General features: G+C 69.2%; 24 protein-coding genes. 12 read left to right on the top strand and 12 right to left on the bottom strand.

Translation table 11 applies throughout. From position 1 onward, the window contains the following. Positions 1-96 precede the first annotated feature (96 nt). The 10 genes from QMO56_RS18995 to QMO56_RS18950 all read left to right on the top strand — a co-directional run bounded on the left by QMO56_RS18995 (position 97) and on the right by QMO56_RS18950 (position 5,474). The gene (locus QMO56_RS18995; protein WP_283528330.1) at positions 97-1,815 is read left to right on the top strand and encodes a ParB/RepB/Spo0J family partition protein; all 1,719 of its coding nucleotides are present in this window, start codon (positions 97-99) and stop codon (positions 1,813-1,815) included. Positions 1,816-1,875: 60 nt separating this feature from the next. Further along, positions 1,876-2,151: a hypothetical protein gene (locus QMO56_RS18990; protein WP_283528328.1), complete on the top strand. Its 276-nt coding sequence runs from the start codon at positions 1,876-1,878 to the stop codon at positions 2,149-2,151. A gap of 349 nt (positions 2,152-2,500) precedes the next feature. After that, positions 2,501-2,947, top strand: a complete 447-nt coding sequence (gene ssb, locus QMO56_RS18985; protein WP_283528326.1) for a single-stranded DNA-binding protein — start codon at positions 2,501-2,503, stop codon at positions 2,945-2,947. Positions 2,948-2,998: 51 nt separating this feature from the next. Further along, a complete protein-coding gene (locus tag QMO56_RS18980) occupies positions 2,999-3,325 on the top strand; it encodes a hypothetical protein (protein ID WP_283528324.1) in 327 nt (108 codons plus the stop codon). Between the two features lie 11 nt (positions 3,326-3,336). Beyond that, positions 3,337-3,651 (top strand): hypothetical protein, encoded by a 315-nt coding sequence (locus tag QMO56_RS18975; RefSeq protein ID WP_283528322.1) that lies wholly within the window; start codon positions 3,337-3,339, stop codon positions 3,649-3,651. Further along, the gene (locus tag QMO56_RS18970) at positions 3,648-4,058 is read left to right on the top strand and encodes a hypothetical protein (RefSeq protein WP_283528320.1); all 411 of its coding nucleotides are present in this window, start codon (positions 3,648-3,650) and stop codon (positions 4,056-4,058) included. The genes QMO56_RS18975 and QMO56_RS18970 overlap by 4 nt, the downstream gene beginning before the upstream one ends. A gap of 144 nt (positions 4,059-4,202) precedes the next feature. Beyond that, on the top strand, positions 4,203-4,436 hold the full coding sequence (locus QMO56_RS18965; RefSeq protein ID WP_283528318.1) for a hypothetical protein: 234 nt from the start codon (positions 4,203-4,205) through the stop codon (positions 4,434-4,436). After that, positions 4,433-4,726, top strand: coding sequence for a hypothetical protein (locus QMO56_RS18960; protein ID WP_283528316.1), 294 nt, complete (start codon positions 4,433-4,435; stop codon positions 4,724-4,726). Before QMO56_RS18965 ends, QMO56_RS18960 begins: the two co-directional genes overlap by 4 nt. Before the next feature lie 58 nt (positions 4,727-4,784). Then, positions 4,785-5,039, top strand: a complete 255-nt coding sequence (locus QMO56_RS18955; RefSeq protein ID WP_283528314.1) for a hypothetical protein — start codon at positions 4,785-4,787, stop codon at positions 5,037-5,039. A 255-nt stretch (positions 5,040-5,294) separates the two neighbouring features. Beyond that, positions 5,295-5,474 (top strand): hypothetical protein, encoded by a 180-nt coding sequence (locus QMO56_RS18950; protein WP_283528313.1) that lies wholly within the window; start codon positions 5,295-5,297, stop codon positions 5,472-5,474. Between the two features lie 102 nt (positions 5,475-5,576). Here QMO56_RS18950 and QMO56_RS18945 read toward each other — a convergent pair whose 3' ends face one another. The 7 genes from QMO56_RS18945 to QMO56_RS18915 all read right to left on the bottom strand — a co-directional run bounded on the left by QMO56_RS18945 (position 5,577) and on the right by QMO56_RS18915 (position 13,592). Continuing rightward, positions 5,577-6,413, bottom strand: a complete 837-nt coding sequence (locus QMO56_RS18945; protein WP_283528311.1) for an inositol monophosphatase — start codon at positions 6,411-6,413, stop codon at positions 5,577-5,579. Between the two features lie 73 nt (positions 6,414-6,486). After that, a complete protein-coding gene (locus QMO56_RS18940; protein ID WP_283528309.1) occupies positions 6,487-9,774 on the bottom strand; it encodes an error-prone DNA polymerase in 3,288 nt (1,095 codons plus the stop codon). Beyond that, positions 9,771-11,273, bottom strand: coding sequence for a DNA polymerase Y family protein (locus QMO56_RS18935; RefSeq protein ID WP_283528307.1), 1,503 nt, complete (start codon positions 11,271-11,273; stop codon positions 9,771-9,773). The genes QMO56_RS18940 and QMO56_RS18935 overlap by 4 nt, the downstream gene beginning before the upstream one ends. Next, positions 11,270-11,986, bottom strand: coding sequence for an ImuA family protein (locus QMO56_RS18930; RefSeq protein ID WP_283528305.1), 717 nt, complete (start codon positions 11,984-11,986; stop codon positions 11,270-11,272). The genes QMO56_RS18935 and QMO56_RS18930 overlap by 4 nt, the downstream gene beginning before the upstream one ends. Before the next feature lie 11 nt (positions 11,987-11,997). Further along, positions 11,998-12,231 (bottom strand): hypothetical protein, encoded by a 234-nt coding sequence (locus QMO56_RS18925; RefSeq protein WP_283528303.1) that lies wholly within the window; start codon positions 12,229-12,231, stop codon positions 11,998-12,000. Between the two features lie 270 nt (positions 12,232-12,501). After that, the gene (locus tag QMO56_RS18920) at positions 12,502-13,161 is read right to left on the bottom strand and encodes a nuclease-related domain-containing protein (RefSeq protein WP_283528301.1); all 660 of its coding nucleotides are present in this window, start codon (positions 13,159-13,161) and stop codon (positions 12,502-12,504) included. Next, positions 13,140-13,592 carry a hypothetical protein gene (locus tag QMO56_RS18915; protein WP_283528299.1) on the bottom strand — a complete coding sequence of 151 codons (453 nt, stop codon included), beginning with the start codon at positions 13,590-13,592 and terminating at the stop codon, positions 13,140-13,142. Before QMO56_RS18915 ends, QMO56_RS18920 begins: the two co-directional genes overlap by 22 nt. 717 nt (positions 13,593-14,309) lie before the next feature. On the opposite strand from QMO56_RS18915, the gene QMO56_RS18910 reads away from it, so the two are divergent. Both QMO56_RS18910 and QMO56_RS18905 read left to right on the top strand, forming a co-directional pair. After that, complete coding sequence (locus tag QMO56_RS18910; RefSeq protein WP_283528297.1) at positions 14,310-15,020, top strand: hypothetical protein; 711 nt, start codon at positions 14,310-14,312, stop codon at positions 15,018-15,020. Positions 15,021-15,402: 382 nt separating this feature from the next. Beyond that, entirely contained in the window at positions 15,403-15,783 is a 381-nt protein-coding gene (locus tag QMO56_RS18905; RefSeq protein WP_283528295.1) for a helix-turn-helix domain-containing protein, read from the top strand. Between the two features lie 144 nt (positions 15,784-15,927). Here QMO56_RS18905 and QMO56_RS18900 read toward each other — a convergent pair whose 3' ends face one another. The 5 genes from QMO56_RS18900 to QMO56_RS18880 form a co-directional block, all read right to left on the bottom strand. Next, positions 15,928-16,335, bottom strand: a complete 408-nt coding sequence (locus tag QMO56_RS18900; protein WP_283528294.1) for a hypothetical protein — start codon at positions 16,333-16,335, stop codon at positions 15,928-15,930. 1 nt (position 16,336) lies between these two features. Then, positions 16,337-17,134, bottom strand: coding sequence for a hypothetical protein (locus QMO56_RS18895; protein ID WP_283528291.1), 798 nt, complete (start codon positions 17,132-17,134; stop codon positions 16,337-16,339). 175 nt (positions 17,135-17,309) lie between these two features. Next, on the bottom strand, positions 17,310-17,906 hold the full coding sequence (locus QMO56_RS18890) for a hypothetical protein (RefSeq protein ID WP_283528289.1): 597 nt from the start codon (positions 17,904-17,906) through the stop codon (positions 17,310-17,312). Continuing rightward, complete coding sequence (locus QMO56_RS18885; protein ID WP_283528287.1) at positions 17,903-18,709, bottom strand: hypothetical protein; 807 nt, start codon at positions 18,707-18,709, stop codon at positions 17,903-17,905. The genes QMO56_RS18890 and QMO56_RS18885 overlap by 4 nt, the downstream gene beginning before the upstream one ends. Before the next feature lie 13 nt (positions 18,710-18,722). Next, positions 18,723-19,241: a hypothetical protein gene (locus QMO56_RS18880; RefSeq protein ID WP_283528285.1), complete on the bottom strand. Its 519-nt coding sequence runs from the start codon at positions 19,239-19,241 to the stop codon at positions 18,723-18,725. Positions 19,242-19,625: the final 384 nt, after the last annotated feature.

The following is a 19,625-nucleotide window of genomic DNA, read 5'->3' as shown; positions in this document are numbered from 1 at the left end:
CGGCAATGGTGTCGGGCCCGCCGCGCCGCCTGCGCGGGAGGGGTCTTCGCCAGGGATGGAGAGGACGGAGAGCAACCTTCGCCAGGAGCGACCACCGTGGAACTCAGGACCGTCAACCCGCGCACGCTGAAGTTCAACCCGAACAATCCCCGCCGCACCAAGGCGATGCCGGAGCAGGATGCCCAGCTCACGGCAAATATCCTGGCACACGGCCTGATCCAGCCACCCGTCGTCCGCGAGGACGGCGAGGAGCTGGTCATTGTCGCGGGCGAACGCCGGGTGCGCTGCTCGATCAAGGCCAGGCTGGCCGAGATCCCGGTGCTGGTCCGCGGCGCGGATGATGGCGCCGACGCGATGCGGTCCCTGGCCGAGAACGTGGTCCGGGCCGAGATGTGCTCGGTCGACCTGTGGCGGCACATCGAGGCCATGCTCGGCAGCGACCAGGGCTGGACCGAGCAGGGGGTCGCCAATGCGCTCAATATGTCCGTGCGGGGGGTGAAGCGCCTGCGGCTGCTGGCCAACATCCATCCCGCCATCCTGGACCACATGGCCAAGGGGGATGAGCCCGATCCCGACGACCTGCAGATCCTCGCCAACGCGCCGATCGAGGAGCAGGAGGCGGTCTGGAAGCAGCACAAGCCGAAGAAGGGCCAGGAGGCGAGCTGGTGGAGCATCGTCAACCCGCTCCGCAAGCGCCGGCTGCTGCGCAAGGATGCACGCTTCGACGACGATCTCGCCCGGAAGTTCGGAATCTCGTGGGAGGACGATCTCTTCGGCCCCGGCGGCGAGGACAACCTCTACACCACCAAGGTCCAGGAGTTCTTCGACGCGCAGACCGAATGGCTGGCGACCAATCTGGCGAGCCTGCACCCGAACGCCTGCATCGTCGAGGCGGGCAAGTACGGCAGCATCGAGCTGCCGCCAGGCGCCGAGCGGGTCTATGGCAAGCCGCAGGACACGGACGAGGTGGCGTTCTATCTCGATCGCCAGACCGGCAGGGTGGAGAGCATTCCTTTCCGGGTGCCCGTCCGCACCCGCAGCGAGCGGGGCAGCGCGGGCGCTGGCTCCGGCGCGGCCAAGGCGCCCGGCGCGCGGGCGGATGTGACCCAGAAGGGCATGGCGATGATCGGCGACTACCGCACTGATGCCCTGCATCAGGCGCTGCGCGAGAACCCGATCGACGACCAGACCCTCATCGGCCTGCTGGTGCTGGCACTCGCCGGACAGAATGTCTCGGTGCAGTCGCCCCAGACCTCCAGCCGCTACGGTGAGCGCGGCCGGGTCGCCGGCACGGTCATGGCGGGCGGCGTGCTGACCCGCGACCCCGAGGCGCTGCGCGCGGCGGCCCGCGCGATGCTGCAGAACGTGCTGTCCTGCCGGGACGGCATGACCAGCAGCGGTCCGGTGGCCCGGGTGGCGGGCGACGCGATCGGCGCCGACCAGTTCCTGCCGAACATGGCGACAGATGAGTTCCTGAAGTGCCTGAGCAAGGCCGCCATGGAACGCGCCGCCTCGGCCGAGAACGTCCTGCCGCGCAACACTGGCAAGGCGACCCGCGAGGCCCTGATCGCCCATGTCGGGCAGGGCACCTACGTCCTCCCGGCGGCTCGCTTCGCCCTGACCGCCGCCGAAGTGGCGAGGCTGGATGCCAGGGCGGCCGACGATGCCGCCGACCCGGACAGCGACGAGGAGGATCTCGACGGGCTCCCTGAGGACCTCGATGCCGAGGCGGCCGGAGAGGAGGTCGAGGACGGGCTCACGCCTGACCTCCCGCCCGCCAGCAACGACGGCGAGCCGGTCCAGGCCGCTGCCTGACCCGCGCCCGCCCGGCACAGCCGGGCGGGCCTTCATTCCCTGAGTGGCACGGAGGACCACATGGACCGCCAGATCATCGCGGCGCGTATCGCGCTGCGCCGTCAGCAGATCATCCTCATCGAGGACCGGCTCGTCTCGGCCTGCGAGCGCGCCGCCGGCCACGGCCGGCCGGGCCGCCGCCCGCCGGAGAACCGTGGCGAATGGAATCGCAGCACCTGGGGCCGCTACCTGCGCGAGGCTGCCGCGCAGGAGCAGAAGCTCGGCCCGCAGCTGCGTCGCCTGCACCAGGAGATCGTCCAGCTGGAGCGGCTGTCGGCACTGTCCCTGGCAGCCTGAGAGAAGAGAGCAGCCTGAGAGAAGAGAGAGGAGATCAGGTGAGGGGGCGAGATGAGTGGTGAGCAAAGGGGCTGTGCCGGTTCTGCTGCCCGTGCCGGTCACCGCCCTCTCGGGTTTGCTGCGGCCTGAACCGAACGTCCGGCCGCGACAACGGGTGGGTCCTCGCCATGCTCGCTGCGCTGCGCGTGGCTCCGGTCCCGTGCCGGGCACCCATCGCGCTCGCGCGATGGGACCCGCCCGCACGCCGTTGTCCCGTCCGGCCGCCCGGTTCCTTTCGGCCGCACCCGAGAGGACGATGACCGGCACGGGCCGGACCGCCTCTCGAGGTGAGAAGAGAGAGGATGAGACGATGGCCCGCTACGTGAACCAGGTGACCCTGCTCGGCAACCTCGGCGGCGACCCGGAGGTGCGGAACTTCCAGAACGGCGGCCGGGTGCTGACCTTCAATCTCGCGACCAGCGAGTTCTGGCGCGACGGCAACGGTGAGCAGCGCGAGCGCACCGAATGGCACCGCATCTCCGTCTTCGTCGACGGTCTGATCGACATCGGCGAGAAATACCTGCGCAAGGGCAGCAAGGTCCTGCTCCAGGGCAAGCTCGAGAACCGGAAGTGGACCGACCAGCAGGGCGTGGAGCGCTACAGCACGGAAGTCGCGCTGCGGCCCTTCCAGAGCAACCTGGTGCTGCTCGATGCGCCGAACGGCAATGGCCGCAACGAGGGAAGCGCGCGACGCGCGCGGCAGCCGGCCGGTGCGGGTGCAGGCGCGGGCGACCTGGACGACGAGGTGCCGTTCTGAGCCACCCGGCTTCGGCGCCCTGACGGGCGCCGCTCCGCCTTCCCCGACCACATGCAGCTTTCCCGGCCGGCCGCGCTCGATGCGCGGCTGCGCCTGCGCGCGAGGTTCACCATGCTCACCCGCAACGTGCTGCCGCGCACCCCTGCGCTCACCACGGTCGTTTTCGAGGCCGTTCACGAGGAGGGCTTCGAGACCGGATATGGCCGCTGCCACGTCATGAGCGCGCCGCACCCTTACCCGTTCGCGTCGCGCAAGGCGGCGAGCGGCTTCGCCGCCCTGATGTGCGACCGCTACGGCTACGACGGCTACCGCCTGCACACGCCAGGCTACGTGCCGCCGCCGCGGGCGGTCTTCGACGACAGCGAAATCCCATTCTGAGGATTCCCGCGATGAGCCGTCATGAGCTCCCGGCCAAGCGGCCGGGGACGTCCGTCGTCATCGGCTGGGACAATCCGATGATGACCTTCTTCGCCCAGGTGTTTGATGAGCAGGCCGAGGAGGGCACCGATCCGGTCCTGCTCTGGATTGGCACCCGGCACGGCGAGGTAACCCGACGGGAGGATCTGGCGAAGCCGCTCACACCCTTCGCCGAGCTGACGGCGCCGCAGCTCGAGCAGCTGCGTGCCGATCGCGCGGCCGATCTCGATCGTGGACCGAGCCCGCTCCAGCGGTTCGGCTCGCTGTTCGGAAGGGAGACGCCATGATCCGCCAGTATTTCGCCCAACGCTGCCAAGGCGGCATGAACCCGCTCTGCGTCGGCGTGGTGGCCCTCGGCTCGATCTACTACCTGCAGGATGAGGGCTTCTTCAGGGACCGCTTCGGCGGTCGGGCCGTCTGCCGGAATCCCTGGATCGTCGAGGCCTTCCTCAACGGCCAGTACCATGCTGCCCGCCGCGACCCGGACACCGGGCGCTGGGTCAGCGTCTTCATGGCCGGCCGTTCCGACAGGGCGGTGGTCCGCTCGCTGCGCGATGGCCGCCGACAGGAGGTCGCCGTCCGCACCCTGCAGCTGCATGACGATCTCGGGCTCTGGAAGGAGCCGACGGGCTACCCGCCCCTGCCGGACCTGCGGCTCTACCGCCGGTCAGCAGCCACAACCCTCGCCGCGTAGGTTCACGGGCGCCCGGAAGGCGCCGGGGCCACAGCGGTCCCAATCCCATCTCAGGAGCACCACCATGCCTCGTCCACGCTCGCGCACGGGCGCGTCCGCGGCTGCGCACGCGCCCGGCGCGCCCCTCCCGCCGGAGGGTCCGACATGCTGACCCCCGCCTTGGAGCGCCAGAGCTGCCTGTCCAGCGCCGAGCAGTGGCGCCGGCAGGCCGGTCACCTCCGTGACCATGCCCAGCGCGGCTATCTCCGGCCCGAGCAGCGCGAGGCGCTGCTGGCCGAGGCCGAGGCCTGCGACCGGCAGGCCGACTGGTGGGTGGCTGGCGCCGACGACTACGGCCCCGGGACGTCTGGCACGGGCCTTGAGGGGCTGCTGCAATGAGCACCCCCTCGGATCCCGACTACCCGCCGCTGCTGCATGAGCAACGGGTCGCGCTGCGCGCCTACGCGGCCAAGCATGGCCGGCGGTGGAAGGAATACCTGCTCGCCGAGTGGATCAAGGCCACGGCCGAGCCGCTGCTGCACCGTCTGCGCAACACCCACGGGCCGAGCTGGCTCCTGGCGTACCGGCTGGACACCGCCAGCGGCGCCGGGCACGGGCCCGAGGGTGGCGTCGCGCAATCCCGCCCCCGGACGCCGGGACGCCACCGTCGCGCTCCCGCCCACCACTGACATCCAGACTCGCAATGGAAGAGGAGATTGCCCCGTGGCCAGGATCAGGATGCGACTGGTGCAGCAAACCACCGAGGAGGGAAGCGGCGACTTCACACTGGAGGCCGACAGCCCTGAAGCGGCGGCAGCCATCCTCAATCGTGCGTGGAAGGTGGCGATGGCCGAGGGCTCCAGTCTCGTGAGGCTGCCGGACGGCCAGGTGCAGCTGATCGAGCGCACCGACATCATCGCGCGCCGCGTCTCGTTCCTCCTGCTCGACGAGCGTGGCGAGGAGGTGCGGGCGGTGACGCCGCCCAACGGTCACGCCCACTGATCCACCCTGGTTCTGCAGCAACCCAGGTCCGGCAGGAGCCGGATCGCTTCTCCAGCGAGGCAGGTTGCCCTGGTGACGCCCGGCTCCCCTGAGTGGGTCCACCGTGATCTCATGGGCGGAAGCTGCGCCACGGCGCAGCGTGCTTCAACCTGACGGTGCTCCACGGTGTTGCGCCCCCTGCGGGGTGAGGCCCGCTGCGCCGCGTCGCTTGTCGCATCCGCCGATCACGGCAGACCCACTCAGAGGAGCGACACCATGAAACCAGCAACCTACCTCAAGAGGCTCTCCCGCAGCGCGCGCCGGACCATCAAGCGCCTGCTGCGCCACCTCACGGGCAAGAGCATCGTCAGCGCGACACTCACCCTGTCCCTTCCGCCCTTCATCAAGCTTGAGCTCGGCTTCAAGCAGGAGGTCGAGCAGCACAAGGCCGCCTAGCGGCCTTCGGACCGCCGGCTTCGGCCGGCGGTCTGGATCGGCCGGCGGTCTGGATCGGCCGGCGGTCTGGAATGGTCCCCTGCCCGAACTCCGAGGATCACCTCAAGGGCCAGTTTGATTCATCAGCGCGTCCCTGGCGAGCCGCCAGCTTGCTTCATCTGGGGCGCAGATGAGCCCCCCGGTCAGGTCGGTCGGGCGGTAGGCGGTCCCGTCGAAATGGGCGCTGAAGCCGCCCGCCTCCCGATGGAGAAGCCAGCCCGCCGCGTGATCCCAGGGCATCAGCTTGTTGTAGAACAGCAGGTGGCAGTGCCCGGCCGCGGCCATTCGATACTCGTGCGCGGCGCACCTCAGCCACGAACTCATGGCCAGCCGCGGGAGGTTGCCGTTGACGACCGTCCGGAGCGGCTCCGGCAGGAAGTTCGTCCCGATGATGGCGTCCATCCTGTCGACCGGCACTGCCTCCGCTACTCTCAGGTCCGTGCGGGAGCCGTCCTGGCCTTGCAGCCAGGCACCTTCGCCCCGCAGCGCGAATGCGGTGCTGCTGCTGACGGGGTCATGGATGGCGGCCAGGACAACCTCTCCTCGCACTGTAGCCGCGACCATGACCCCGAAGAGCGGCAGGCCGGATACAAAGTTCTTGGTGCCGTCGAGCGGGTCGACCACGAAGGCGAGGTCTGCCCCGCCTATGGCCCCGAGCAGGCTGCGGTTCCTTTCGGTGGCCTCCTCACCGACGAGGATGGCACTGGGGTAGGCGGCCGCCAGTGCCGCCGATATGGCCCGCTCGGCTGCCTCATCGACCGCCGTCACAATGTCGAACCGCGATGACTTTTCCCGAATCTGCCCGGCGGCCAACTTGCCGAATTGCGGCATGATCTCTGCCTGGGCAGCTCGGACAAGGATCTCGCCCACGCCAAGGGCATCTTTGATGGCAAACCGCATCGCGGGTTCTAAGCATCACACAGCTGGACCTCGGATAAACATAACCACTCCAGCCGATGTCCGCTTCACGCCGCTACCGGAAGTCCCTGCTGATCGGCATCTTCGCTCTGGACCGGGCTGAGCCCGGATCCGGGCGCCGCACCTCATCTCCGCGCAGCAGCGCCGCATCGCCGAACGTGCCCCCCTCATGTTCCCGCATGAGACCATTCAGCATGTCGGAGCGGTCGATCAGCCGGCGACAGATCAGATGCGTGATCGGCACCTCCGCATGCTCCGTCTCACGCTCCACCCGCCCTTCCGCGATCAGGAGCCGCGCCCCAATCAGCGCCGCGCGGTCGCGGGCCGCGATGTCGGCATAGACCACGAGGTTGCCATGGCCGAACTCGTCCTCGATGGTCACGAACACCACCCCCTTGGCCGTGCCCGGCCGCTGGCGCATCAGCACCAGCCCAGGCAGCCTGATCCGGCTGCCCGGCCTGGTCGTGCCGAGGCGACGGGTGTCATCGAGCCCGAGGCGCTGCAGCTCCTCGCGCAGCAGCGCCAGCGGATGCTGGCGCAGCGAGAGTCCGGTCGCGGTGTAGTCCAGCACCACCGACTGTCCGGCGGCTTCCGCCGGCAGGGCGGGGGAGGGCTCTCGGATGAGGGGCGGCTCGCCGAGGTTCGCGGCTTCGCCCGCAAGCCGCAGGAGCGGCGGCACCTCCCGCTCGATCGCCTTCGCGTCCCACATCGCCGCCCGCCGGCTGGCGCCGAGGCTCGCGAAGGCATCCGCCTCCGCCAGCGCCTCGATGGCGCGGCGACTCACCGCCGCCCGCCGCGCCACCTCCTCGACTGAGCCATAAGGGGAGCCGTTGCCGGCCCGCCGCACCTTGGCGATCCGTCGCCCCTCTTCCTCCGCCAGCCCCGCTGCCAAGCGCAGCCCCAGCCGCAGCGCATGCTCCTCCGCGCTGCGCGCGTCAGGCTCCAACGTGCAATCCCAGTCGGAGGCGTTCACGTCGACCGGCCGCACCAGCACCCCGTGCTGGCGCGCATCGCGCACGATCTGCGCCGGGGCGTAGAAGCCCATCGGCTGGCTGTTCAGCAGCGCCGCTGCGAAGACCGTCGGATGGTGCCGCTTCACCCAGGCCGAGGCATAGACGAGGTGGGCGAAGCTCGCCGCATGGCTTTCGGGGAAGCCATAGCTGCCGAAGCCCTCGATCTGCTTGAACACCCGCTCGGCGAGTTCCGGGTCATAGCCCCGCCGGACCATGCCGCCCACCAGCCGGTCGCGATATTCCGACACCCCCTGCGTGTGCTTGAAGGTCGCCATGGCCCGGCGGAGCTTGTCCGCCTCCTCCGGCGTGAAGCCGGCGGCGACGATCGCGACGCGCATCGCCTGCTCCTGAAAGAGCGGCACGCCCAGAGTGCGGCCCAGCACCTTCTTCAACTCGTCCTGGTCATACTCCGCCGAGGGTCTCGGGTATTCGGGCTTCTCCAGATCCCAGCGGCGGCGCAGATAGGGATGCACCATGTCGCCCTGGATCGGCCCGGGGCGGATGATGGCGACCTGCACCACCAGGTCGTAGAAGGTGCTGGGCCGCAGCCGCGGCAGCATCGCCATCTGCGCCCGGCTCTCGACCTGGAACACGCCGAGGCTGTCCGCCCGGCGCAGCATGCCATAGGTCTCCTCGCAATCGCGCGGCACACCGGCGAGGTCGAGATCGAGCCGGCGGTGCCGGCGCAGCAGATCGAAGCCACGGCGCAGGCAGGACAGCATGCCGAGCGCCAGGATATCCACCTTCAGCAGCTTCAGCGCATCGACGTCATCCTTGTCCCACTCGAGCACCGTCCGGCCTTCCATGGCCGCGTTACCAACGACCGCCATCTCGGTCAGCTTGCCGCGCGACATGACGAAGCCGCCGACATGGGTCGCGAGATGGCGCGGGAAGTCCTGGATTTCCTCGGCCAGCTGCAGGGCGAGGGAGAGGCGGCGATCCGAGAGATCGAGGCCTTCGGCTTCCGCCAGCTCGGCGAGGCCTTGCTCGCGGCCCGGTCCCCAGCTCGCCTTGGCGAGCTTGCCCGTGATGTCCTCCGACAGCCCAAGCGCCCGGCCAACCTCCCGAATGGCGCTGCGACCGCGATAGCGGATCACCGTGCCGACGATCGCTGCGCGATCGCGGCCGTAGCGCTCATAGATGTGCTGGATCACCTCCTCGCGCCGCTCATGCTCGAAATCGACGTCGATGTCGGGCGGCTCGTTGCGGCTGGCCGAGACGAACCGCTCGAACAGCAGGTCGTGTTTGCTCGGATCGACCGCGGTGATGCCCAACACGTAGCAGACCGTGCTGTTCGCCGCTGAGCCGCGGCCCTGGCACAGGATGCCTTTGTGCCGGGCAAAGCGGACCACCTCGTCCACGGTCAGGAAGTAGGGCGCATAACCCAGCTGCGCGATGAGCTGCAGCTCATGCGCGATGCGCGCCCCGATGTCGGCCGGCACGCCCTCCGGCCAGCGTTTGGCCGCGGCCTCGCGCACGCGATCGGTCAGCGTCTCTTGCGGTGTCCTTCCCGGCTCCAGAATTTCATCCGGGTATTCGTGCCGCAGCTGGTCGAGGCTGAAGCCCGACCCTGCTTCCAGCACCCGCAGCGTGTTGGCCAGCGCTTCCGGATGGCCGGCAAAGAGCCGCGCCATCTCGGCGGTGCTCTTGAGGCAGCGCTCGGCATTGCGCTCGGCGGCGAAGCCAATCGCATCCACGGTTCGGCCGAGCCGGATCGCCGTCAGCACGTCGGCGAGGCGCCGTCGGTCAGGATGGTGGTAGCGCGGGTCCGTGGTGGCCAGCAGCCCGACCTTGGCTCCCCCCGCCATGCCCGCGAGCATCTCCAGCCGGAGCCGGTCGGCTCCGTCCCGCAGCACCGGGGCGGTGCAGAACAGGGGGAGCGCGAGCTTTCGGCGCAGCGCCGCGGCATCCTCCCGCAGCCGCGCCGCGAAGGCGGCATCCGGCAGGGCAGGGGGGATCGCCGCCATCACCCACTCTTCCGCATGCCCGATCAGCTCGTCCCGGCCGATCTCGCAGGCACCCTTCGGCGCCCGCATCCGGCCGAGCGACAGCAGCCGCGTCAGCCGCCCGTAGCTGTCGCGACCCGTGGGCCAGGCGAGATAGGCCGAACCGTCCTTCAGCAGGAGCCGGGTGCCGACGACGTACGGCAGCCCGACCTCCCTGGCCGCGACATGGCCTCGCACCACGCCCGCCAGGCTGTTCAGGTCGCAGATGCTGATCCCCGCATGCCCGAGCGCCTTAGCCGTGGCGACCAGCTCGGCCGGGTGCGACGCCCCGTCGAGCAGGGAGAAGTTCGACCGAGCACAAAGTTCGGCGAAGCCCGCCGTCATGGCAGGTAGCCATGCAGGAACCAACGGGTTGGTTGACCGGGCCGATAAACCCCCGCCCGGCCGATCCACAGCCGCGGCCCCGAGGCCAGCGCCACCCGGTAGTAGTCGCGCCCGGGCCGTGCCTCCGGCTCGCGCCACCACTCCGCCTCGATCCGGTCCGGCCCTTCCGCCCAGAGCACCGCATGCACGGTGCCGTCCAGCCGCACCCGGGCCGGCGGCCCATCCGGCACCGCCGCCACCACCATCAGCGGCACGGGCCGGGACAGCAGCCGCACGGGATGCGCGAGGCCGGGCCAGGCGCCGCTCCGCCGCACCTCGGCGAAGGCCTCGAGCTGCCGGACCGCCCGCTCGGGCCAGTGGCTCTCCGCCAGCGACAGGCGCCAGAGGGGCAATCGCTGGCCGAGGCGATCCAGCAGCTGCCCGAGTTCCTCACGGGCACGCTGCCGATCGGCGCTGATAGATGCGATCCCGTCCTGTGCCGCCGTGAACGAATTGGTCACGCCGGCCTGCAGGGTGATCCGCTCGAAACCGAGATCCGGCTCCAGCCGCTCCAGCACCTCCGCGAACAGCCGCCGCAGATGCGCCGGCGTCCGCGTCGGCAAACCCGTGCCGATGGTGAGCTCCTGCACATCCCCATCCACCCGGAATGCCCGGAGCGTCACTTGCCGCGCGCCCTGGCCTGCCTCCGTCAGCCTCTCGCAGAGCTGCTCGAGGAGCCGGTCCACCGCCCGGTCGATGCCGGGGCGGGTGACGATCGGCTCCACGAAATTGCCTATCGCCTCGAACTCTGCTGGCGGCCGTACCGGGATCATCGGTCGCGGCCGCTCGCTGGTCAGTGCATCCAGGACATCGAGCAGCTCCCGCCCGAAGCGCCGGGCCAGCGGCGCGCGGGGCTGGCTCAGCACGTCGCCGACCCGCTGCAGCCCGAGCCGATGCAGTCCGGACAGGCAGTCCTGGGACAGCCGGAGCAGGGAAAGGGGCAGGGCGCCGGTCACAGCTCTCTCCTGCCCTGCGGGCAGGATCATCCCGTGCCGGCCAGCGCGCGCCAACGCCGCCGCGACCTCGACCACGCTCGCGATCACGGCGTGGGCGGCGATGCCACTCCGGCCGAGCCCGGCGCTGATACGCGCGAGCAGCAGCGCCTCGCCGCCGAACAAGTCGGCACAACCGGTGGTGTCGAGCACCAGCTCGTCCGGCGGATCGGCGGCCGAGAGGGGGGTGAAGCGCAGCGCCCAGAGCGCCAGGCGCTCCAGCAGGGCGAGGTCCGCCGCCGGCTCCGCCGGGCGGAGCACCAGCTCAGGGTGCATGGCCTGGGCGTCCGCGAGCGCCTGTCCCGGGTGCAGTGCCGTGCCCGGTGCATCCACCGCTGTCAGCACCCGGCGGTTGCCCATCGCCGCCCAGCAGGCGAGCCGCTGGCCCTGTAGCGCGGGCTCGGCATGCCGGAGGCGATCCGTTGCCAGCTGCGGCAGATGCAGCACGAGGTAGCGCCGTCCGGTCATCGTGCCGCGACGGCGCCGGACGAGGTCGCCTCGCCGTCCAGCGCCAGTTCGAGCCTTGCCGCGTCGCAGTCCCACATCACGCGCCAGGTGCCATCCCGGCCGCCGATGCAGCGCAGCAGCGTCACCTCCCAACTCGGCCGCAGACGGTCGGCTGTCGCCGCCGCGCGCACGCGCCACCGGCTCCGCGCCGTCGAAGCCGGGATCAACGCCGTGTCCGATAAGACCAGCAGCCCGATGCCGCCGCCCGCCTCGGCCGCAAGCTGCAGCCGCCGCGACGCCACCATGTCCGGCACAGCCCCGCGCACCATTAACAGCGCGCCGGCCGTTGCCGGCGAGCGCAGCGCCTCCTCGAAGGCCCAGAGCCCGTCCGCAGGACGCTGCGCCCGCACCAGCACCAGGTCGGCCGGGTTCAGGCCGAAGGCCATCAGCCCCGGCGGCCACGCATCCGGCTCAGCCCCGATCCACAGCACCGGTCCCGCCGCGCGGGCCAGCAGCAGCGCGCAGAAGGCCAGCGCCGCGCCCGGATCCGCCGCGAGAACCTCGTGCACGGCGGCTCGGGCCAGGCCGCCGCCCGGCAGGGTGCGGTCAATCGCATCACAGAGCGGGATCGTGCCGGTGTCCGGCGCGGCGCCGCCGCGCTCCAGCCGCGCGACGCTGGCGCGAAGGGAGGCGAGGACAGCAGCACGATCCAGCGGCTGGTCAGCGGCAGCCATCCCGCACAGCCCTATCCGGTGCTGTGCGGTCGCGCGCCGCGCCCGCGCATGACGACATAGCCGGAGCGACGCAGGTGTTCGACCAGCCAGTCCGCCGCGATACCGGCGGCGAACTCGCCGCCGCCCCGGCGCGGCCTGCCACGCGCATCGTAGCGCAGCGCATAGGACAACACCTCGGCGATCTCCTCCGAGGATGCGGCAGTGAGCGGGACCGGGTCCGAATCGGGGGGGAGATCGTCAGTCATGCGGTCACGCTATGTCGCGATACACGAACAAATCAAGAACGAATCGCCCGGCCGATTCCTGAAACCCTTGCCGAACTGTCTGGAAACGTTTGCCGATTCAGAGCCATGAGAAACAAAATGGCTGCCTTTCAGCGCGTTGTGGCGCGACGTTGCGGACGCCCCCGAGCCCTCACATATTTCGGCGCCGCTGAAGGGCACCCGGCTGTGCTGGCTCTCCCTCGGGGCATACAGAACTGGCCTGCGGATCGTGCTGCTTCCTCCCGCTCGCCCTCACCCTGGTCGACGCTCCACCTGCTGCCGATGCGCTTCGCGCAGCTGCAGGCTCCGCTCCGCGGCCATCTGCAGCTTGCACCACGCCGCATCCAGCCAACGCTGCGACACAGGCGGCGTGCCGCCCAACAGCGACGCCAAGGCAGTGACCGGCACGATCGTGTCGGCCAGCTCGCCCTCGAACACCGCACTGCCGGCCGCAACCACATGCGTCCGCACCAGCACCGCACGATCCGCGATCAACTCCTCCACCGCACGGCGGTGTTGATAGTTCTGGCGCAGTGGGTTCGGCAGCGTGAAACGCTCTGCACTCTCATCGAACCGCTGCACCCACGCGCGACCGTCGATCGCACCCGACACGATCCCGGCGTAGCGCTTCGTCTCCAGCACCAGCACCGCGTCCGGCGCACGCACCACATGGTCGATCTGCGTCAGCCCGCGCCCATCCCGCAGGATCACGTCGTGCAGCGCCGGAACGCGCAGCGCCTCCAGCGCCTCACGCACCGACGCCTCGCCCTTCTCGCCCGTAATCCCAGCCTTGAAGGCGCGGAAGTTCGACCAGATCCGCGCCTCCTCCGGTGTCCGCACCACCGCGCCGTCCGGCTTCAGCCGCCGACGCGGCCCCCGCGTCAACCGCATCAGCCCGGCGCCGGCTGCCACGCCAGCGGAACCTGCCCGTTCAGGTCCGGACGCGCCCCCGGCCGCGGCCCACAGACCTGGCGCTCCCCGCCCTCGCTCCGCACCGTCGCACCCTCCGTGTACACCTGTCCCGCATACACGCAGCCGGGCGGTGTCGCTGCCGTCGCCGGCCGCGCGATCCCGCCGGTGTCGAGCATCTCCAGCAGCCGCTGCTGCTGCATCTGCTGCGTCTCGAACGGCAGCGGGTAGCCAGCGCCCGCACCGCTCCCGGCAAAGGGCGGCGGCGCCACCACCACATTCGGAGGGATGTAGCTCTGATACGGGTAATTCTGCCCAGGGAGTTGCGCTTGGGCCATGCCCGGCAGCAACAGCGCCACAGCGACTAATAGCTTCCGCACCATCTTGGCCTCCAGCTTCTTCAAATGCATGAGCCTCCGGTTCAGCAGCTTCACCACGATCCATGCGAACGGAGAGCGTGCTGCCTGTTGCAAGCAGAACAGTCCGGGCGGCTCCCCGCTGCGCGGGGACCGGGTGCTAGTCCGCCCAAGCGGGCGGACCGGAGCCACGCAAGCGTGTCTCCGCCCATTCGGGTCACGCCCCCATGCCGCAGGCCGGGACAGCGGCCATCGCTCAACCCCGGCGCCTCGCCTGCCACCAGCCGCGCGGTGTTGGCCGCTCAACCCACCCCCTGAAGGGGGTGGGCACGTTCCAGGGGACTGGCCTCGCCGTCGTGGCGACCAGCATGAGGCACGCCGACGGCCCGCATCAAAAGGTGGGTCCTCGCCGTGCTCGCCATGCTCGCCCTGCGGGCTGCGCGTGGCTCCGCGCGGCTCCGGTCCCGGCTTCGCCGCTTTTGACGCAACCCGCCGCCGCACCTCCAGGCATTCGCAGGACGGGTCGAGAAAAACGCCAGTCCCCTTCCACTCTCGCGGCCAACGCTGGGCCTCGCCGGCCCAGACCCGCAGGACGATCAAGAAAAACATGAGTATTGAAAGAGGAAGTAAAGGGGAATATACGCAAATAAATCAGCGTCTTGGCGCGTTTTTCTGTTGAGTATTTGGCGGGGGCGTGCATAATACAAATGCGGTTGCTGATGACCGCAAACAAAGCGCCCCCGCCCAGTGTTTGCACCACCGAGCGAGGGCTAACCGGAACAGGATGGATAGATCATGTCCCAGGCTGCTCAGAACATCGCCGCTCCCGCCGCCGCCGACAAGGCCGATGCCGACACCGCGATGGGCGCGGCCCTGACCGCTGCCCGCAAGGCCGCCCCGAAGAACACGGCCACCCGCAAGCCCGCCACCAAGCCGCAGCCCGCCCAGGCTCCCGCCCGCCGCGACATGGCCGCCCGGCAGGTCATCACCCTCGCCAGCGCCGCCTTGCTCGCTCCCACCCCCGACAAGATGGCCCAGCTCACCCGCATCTTCGGCATGGACCCCGTGGACTCCGACAGCATCGCAGACCTCACCGCCCACACCCTCCAGCAGCAGGCCGAGGAACTCCGCCTCACCCTCTCCGACAAGGCCATGGAAATGCACTTCCAGCGCATCGTCGGCGCCTATGTCGGGTCCGCCTATGGCGCCGCCGTCTTCTACGATGGCAAGCGCGCCATCGCCCGCGACCTCGCCAGCAAGCTCAACGACGACCGCGACGAGGACCGCGACGGCCCGAGCGGTTTTGAAAGCCGCGTGGAGCGCGCCCAGAGCTTCGCTGCCGAGATGGCCCGCCAGTCCTACGCAACCCTTGCCGCCGCCGAGGGTGCCGTCCGCGCTTACGAGCACATCACCGGCAACGAGTGGAAGCCCTACGTCGGCAATACCCCCGACAGCCAGAGCCTCAGCCGCCAGACCGCCGCAGCCCGCGCCGCCGCCTTCGACTGACACACACCGCGGGGGCTTCGGCCCCCGCTTCCTCTCCGAACGCCCCGCCGCCCGTCAGGCCGACCAGGGGGGCGCCGCCCTCCGGGCTCTGCCCCCCTGGACCCCCCGCCCGTCCAGCGCACTGCCCTCCCACCTCACAAACCGACCCCGCTCCCTCCGGTCGCGCCGCGCTTCGCGCGGCTCCGGCATGCCCCCTCCGGCACAGCGGGGCCGCGTCGGGCTCAGGGCCGCTCCGCGACCCCGCCCCCGCCGCAACCCAGCTCCGCCAGGGCGCATGCCTCCGGGGCAGCCAGAGCGTGATGTCGGCCAAAAGACGAGCGCCGTTCGCACGGCACACCGCCAGCATCACGGCATGAAAGCCAATGCTGCGCGGGAGAGTCTGATGTTGGAGGAACCCGAGACGGTCAGCGGCGCGTGTGTTCAAAATGAACACAGCGGCCTTCCCTCAGACAAGGCGACGACCGCAGCGCCAATGTCAGGCTATCGCATCCTGCGCGCCCTTGTCACCCTCGGATGGCCCGAGCGGGAACTCGCCCGTCGCACCGGCCGACACCAGACCACCGTCCGGCGCTGGATCGACGGCCTCTCGCCCGTCGATCCCGCCGTCGCCGCGTGGCTCGAAATGCTGGAGCGCTTCCACTTGGAGCACCCCGCGCCGCGTCTAGCGCCGCGGATGCGCTCCACGGTCGCGGAACGCGAGCACGATCAGCACGGCCAGCAACATGCCGGCAATGCCCAGCGCGCTCAGGCTGCGGGCGCCTGACCCGGAAAAACCTATCGACCCCAAAGCAAAAAGAGCGGCGCTGGCCAAGAGCCAGACGCCGCCTGGTGGTAGCGCGCGGTAGAAGTTTGACAGCATCTCGATATCTCCGGGTCGCACGTAGACTCGGCAGATATTGTGCAGCACTCAATGCTGAAAGGTGAACCCCGGGCGCCCGTCCGACATCATGGAAGGAATGCAGCGCGCAGTAGGATTCGCGGCACTCCGATATGGCTTCAGCTTGTCGGCAGCGATCCATCCGTGCTTGCCGTCCGGCATCATCATCGCGACATAGCCATTCTGGGAACGGAGAGGGTCCGCCGTGATGACGATCGCCCCTGCTGAGCCGATCCGTCTCGCTGTTGGGGAGGGCTCTGCCATTACTGGAGGAACTGCGCTCGGGTCGAACATCTGCTGTTCAGTCAGATTGAGCGCCATACAGGAGTAGCCGGACAAAGGCCGAATTGCCCGAAGGGGCTGGGCCTCCACCTGAGTAACGGCTCCCAGGCCCAAACCAATAAGTGAGATGATGCAGGTGGCTGCACGGGTCCTCATATTACGCTCCTATCAGCACAGGCTGTGTCGCAGCGGATCCGATCTTTGCGGCTACGCTGTCACGCCATTGTTGAACAGTTGTGGTGGATGTTATGCCGTTTGCCGCCAGCGTGCTTGGCGACAATCCCTGGAGCACATCGCTCATCGGCATATCGCCAGGGGCTCTCGCAATTGCGGTGCCGTTCGTCGGGCCAAAGTTGTAGGACCCGCGAACATCGAGGACCGTAGGATTTGCGATGCCAGCCGTTTGCAACTGTTCTGCAGACGTCTTGAGATACTGCGCCGCTGCAGTGGCTTGGGTCGCAGGGTCATTCTGCCCTGCAAGACCGGGTGTGATGTTCGCCGCCAGTTCTGGATGTGCCTGAAGCGCCGCATTCAGGCTTGAGGTGTAACTCGACCCCATCATCTGGAACGCGCCCCGAATGTCTCCTGACGTATCGCTGTTCGAGCAGCCGCTCTCCAGCACGCAGGTCGCAGCTAAGGCAGTCGGGTTGATGCCGACCGTCTGCGCGTTGGTACTGGCCAGTGCTCCCCAACTCTGTTCCATCATCGTCTCGTAGGCAGCGCCGCTGAGCGACGCTGCATCGGCCCCGCTCCCGGTTCCAGACCCCGTGTCGCCGGTCTCAGTGCCTGTCCCCGCACCGGGCATGATCGACGTCGTGCCCGTCGGCATGGTGAAGCTGCCGAGACCCACATCAGACACCTGAGGATGCACCTGCTCGGGCACCCCATCCATCGTCACCGGGCTCGGTGACGCACCGGCCAGCCCGGTGCTCGACGCCAGCACACCTACCGCCAACACGTGCGGCAGCCAGATGGCGGGAAGCGTCCGACGCCGCTGGGGCGCCGGACGCTTTCGAGGCCGGCACGCCGGCCCATGGGGATCAGACCACACCATGTCCTCCTTCGCAGTCCTGCGTCTCCGATCCTCGGAGCGTGGCGTGCGAATGGAGACTGGCTTTTTCAGCCCGCCCTCACTCCGGCATCAGCGCCTTGAGGGCGCAGTAGCGCTCGCCGTCCGCCGCCGCGAGCGGATGCTCGACGCAGTGGGCCAGCGCCGTGGTCGCCGGCCAGTCCTGCCAGGCCCGGCCGGCGTAGCCGCCCAGCAACAGGCAGATGGCCGTGAGCCCGACCAACCCGTACCGGCGCCATTCCATCTTCTTGTTGTAGCGCTTCTCCCGGATGACCACGGCATCGCGGATCTCCTCCAGGATCTTCGGCGTCAGGTCCTGCAGTGTCTTGAGCGTCAGCTTCTCGGCCTCGACCTGCGCCCTGGTCAGCACCGCCTTGGCCTCGTGCATCTGGTGCGCCGCCGCTTCGCTGGCCGCACGAAGCTGGGCGACCTCCGCGTCCAGCACTTTCCGAGTGCCCTCGACCGTGGCCGCGACCGCTTCCGCCTGCCTTTCCGTCAAGTCAGCAAGCCCCGTCACGGTCCGCCGCATGCTCGCCACCCAGATCCCGAGCGGCTCGTGGGGAGCGAGACCCATCCGCCACGCAGCTTGCTCCATGTCCTCAGCGGCGGCGCGCAGGTCGTCGGCCGCCACGGAGGTTGGCGTCAGCTCCCCGCTCATGGCAGCCACCCCGTGACCTTGAGCCGCTCGAACTCCTTCTGCACCTTGCCGATCCACTGCTTGACCATGAACTGGCGCACCGGATCGAGCGGCTTTCCTGTTGTGCCCGGCTTGCCGGCAGCGGCATCAAGGAAGCCCAGGCCGAGGGCCCGCATCTCCTTCATGCACGGCAGGCGCGGAAGATACATGGGCCGCGCGCCCTGGCTCACCATCTCCTTGAACCCGTCCGTCTCGGACAATGGGTCGAACGCGCCCTGCGGCGACCGTCCTGGCGGAATCAGGTGTTCATTCATCACCAGCAGCGAGCGACGGGGACGGAAATAACCTGCCCGCCAGATGGCCAGGACATGCTCGAAGTCGTCTGGCTCCGGCCCCGAGATGAAGATGCCGAGCGGATGTGCCCCGCTGGCCTCGCAGAAGTCTACCAGCGCCAGGTCGTATCCATATTCCTGCATGACCCGGTCGCCGCCGCCAAGGTCGATGACCAGCGACGACTGCATCCTGAGCGCCTCGGCGACCGTGTTCGTCAGCCAATCCTTCACATCGGCGGTCTCGTCCGATCGCGGCCGAGTGGCGCCACCCTCTGCGTTGGGCGGGTAGTAGCCAGCCAGTGTCGGGTTACGGCGGTCGCCATCCCCGATCAGCACCGGTCGACCCTCGGCGCGAGCCATCTGAATCAGCAGGTCGAGAAATGTGCTACCACCCACCCGGCCCCGCCCGTGTCGCATGGCGATGGTGATGCCCCGGTCCCCCTGGGTCGACCCGATTGGGGCCGCCCCCTTCGGCTTGCTTATCTCGTTCAATGGTCTGCTCCTCTTATCGACCGCTCCGCTGCGCCACGATCGCCTTGAACCCAGCCATCAGCTCCTCCGGGCTCACCTCATCGTCCGTGGCGTGCTCTCCATCGGTAGTGGGGGAGCGTGCGAACGGCGCCACGTCTTTTCGGGGGGCTTCAGGTCGTGGGGTGGTCGGCAATGTGGGCGCCGCCGGCCTTGGGGATACGACGGGCGGTTGCCAGCCGGCCGGCGCCCTGGCGGGCTTGGCCTTGGCTGCTACGCCAAACCGGCGGGCACGGTCCTCGGCTTCAAGGTCACGGCTCACGCGCGTGAACACCTTCCGGACGGCGTCCCAAGAGAGCGGCTCGCCGCGGCTATTGGTCTGCCCCTGGCTGGCCAGCCATTCGGCTAGCCGGGCCCAGCTCGGGCCGTCGTCCTCTCCTGCGCGTCGCGCCTTCAGCTTGGCGAAGTTCTTCCTAATGAACTTGTAAAGGGGCGACCTGCCTTTCAGGCCATGCTCGTCGAGCCATCTCAGGTCCCGTTCGGATATGTTTTTCATGCTCGCGCCTCGCTGCTGCTGCCGGGCATTGTCAGTCCCAACCGTGCGAACGGGACCTGGCTGACTGGACATCATCTGGACGCGACGTGGCCGCACCCTGGTCGTCGGCTGGACGCCTCTTGGCCATCAGCTGACCATTTGCTGGACGTCACCTGGACGCAGAAAAGGGGTCTCCATACACCATTGCACCTAAGGTGCGGCGTGCGCGGTCCTGCGCACGGTCCCGGCGTGGTTCTGCTTCCCGTTCGCACGGCCCCTGCAAGCTTTGTAGCACGTCGATTGGGATGAGCGCTGGGCGTCAACTATGATGAGCGCCGCGGATGCGGTGGTGAAGGTTGTCCAGATGTCGCGCTGCGACAAGAGGGGACGGTAATTGACGTTGCG

It is taken from the genome of Roseomonas sp. E05 (genome assembly GCF_030063475.1).
Taxonomy (GTDB): Bacteria; Pseudomonadota; Alphaproteobacteria; order Acetobacterales; family Acetobacteraceae; genus Pseudoroseomonas.
The sequence above is the reverse complement of the archived record's forward strand: the minus strand, read 5'-3'. Positions and strand labels throughout refer to the sequence as shown.

Bases quoted from the DNA above. Each gene is read 5' to 3' on its own strand.
- QMO56_RS18990 (WP_283528328.1), top strand. From the start codon at position 1,876: ATGGACCGCCAGATCATCGCGGCGCGTATCGCGCTGCGCCGTCAGCAG.
- ssb (WP_283528326.1), top strand. From the start codon at position 2,501: ATGGCCCGCTACGTGAACCAGGTGACCCTGCTCGGCAACCTCGGCGGC.
- QMO56_RS18980 (WP_283528324.1), top strand. From the start codon at position 2,999: ATGCAGCTTTCCCGGCCGGCCGCGCTCGATGCGCGGCTGCGCCTGCGC.
- QMO56_RS18975 (WP_283528322.1), top strand. From the start codon at position 3,337: ATGAGCCGTCATGAGCTCCCGGCCAAGCGGCCGGGGACGTCCGTCGTC.
- QMO56_RS18970 (WP_283528320.1), top strand. From the start codon at position 3,648: ATGATCCGCCAGTATTTCGCCCAACGCTGCCAAGGCGGCATGAACCCG.
- QMO56_RS18965 (WP_283528318.1), top strand. From the start codon at position 4,203: ATGCTGACCCCCGCCTTGGAGCGCCAGAGCTGCCTGTCCAGCGCCGAG.
- QMO56_RS18960 (WP_283528316.1), top strand. From the start codon at position 4,433: ATGAGCACCCCCTCGGATCCCGACTACCCGCCGCTGCTGCATGAGCAA.
- QMO56_RS18950 (WP_283528313.1), top strand. From the start codon at position 5,295: ATGAAACCAGCAACCTACCTCAAGAGGCTCTCCCGCAGCGCGCGCCGG.
- QMO56_RS18945 (WP_283528311.1), bottom strand. From the start codon at position 6,413: ATGCGGTTTGCCATCAAAGATGCCCTTGGCGTGGGCGAGATCCTTGTC.
- QMO56_RS18940 (WP_283528309.1), bottom strand. From the start codon at position 9,774: ATGACGGCGGGCTTCGCCGAACTTTGTGCTCGGTCGAACTTCTCCCTG.
- QMO56_RS18935 (WP_283528307.1), bottom strand. From the start codon at position 11,273: ATGACCGGACGGCGCTACCTCGTGCTGCATCTGCCGCAGCTGGCAACG.
- QMO56_RS18930 (WP_283528305.1), bottom strand. From the start codon at position 11,986: ATGGCTGCCGCTGACCAGCCGCTGGATCGTGCTGCTGTCCTCGCCTCC.
- QMO56_RS18925 (WP_283528303.1), bottom strand. From the start codon at position 12,231: ATGACTGACGATCTCCCCCCCGATTCGGACCCGGTCCCGCTCACTGCC.
- QMO56_RS18910 (WP_283528297.1), top strand. From the start codon at position 14,310: ATGTCCCAGGCTGCTCAGAACATCGCCGCTCCCGCCGCCGCCGACAAG.
- QMO56_RS18905 (WP_283528295.1), top strand. From the start codon at position 15,403: ATGTTGGAGGAACCCGAGACGGTCAGCGGCGCGTGTGTTCAAAATGAA.
- QMO56_RS18900 (WP_283528294.1), bottom strand. From the start codon at position 16,335: ATGAGGACCCGTGCAGCCACCTGCATCATCTCACTTATTGGTTTGGGC.
- QMO56_RS18890 (WP_283528289.1), bottom strand. From the start codon at position 17,906: ATGAGCGGGGAGCTGACGCCAACCTCCGTGGCGGCCGACGACCTGCGC.
- QMO56_RS18880 (WP_283528285.1), bottom strand. From the start codon at position 19,241: ATGAAAAACATATCCGAACGGGACCTGAGATGGCTCGACGAGCATGGC.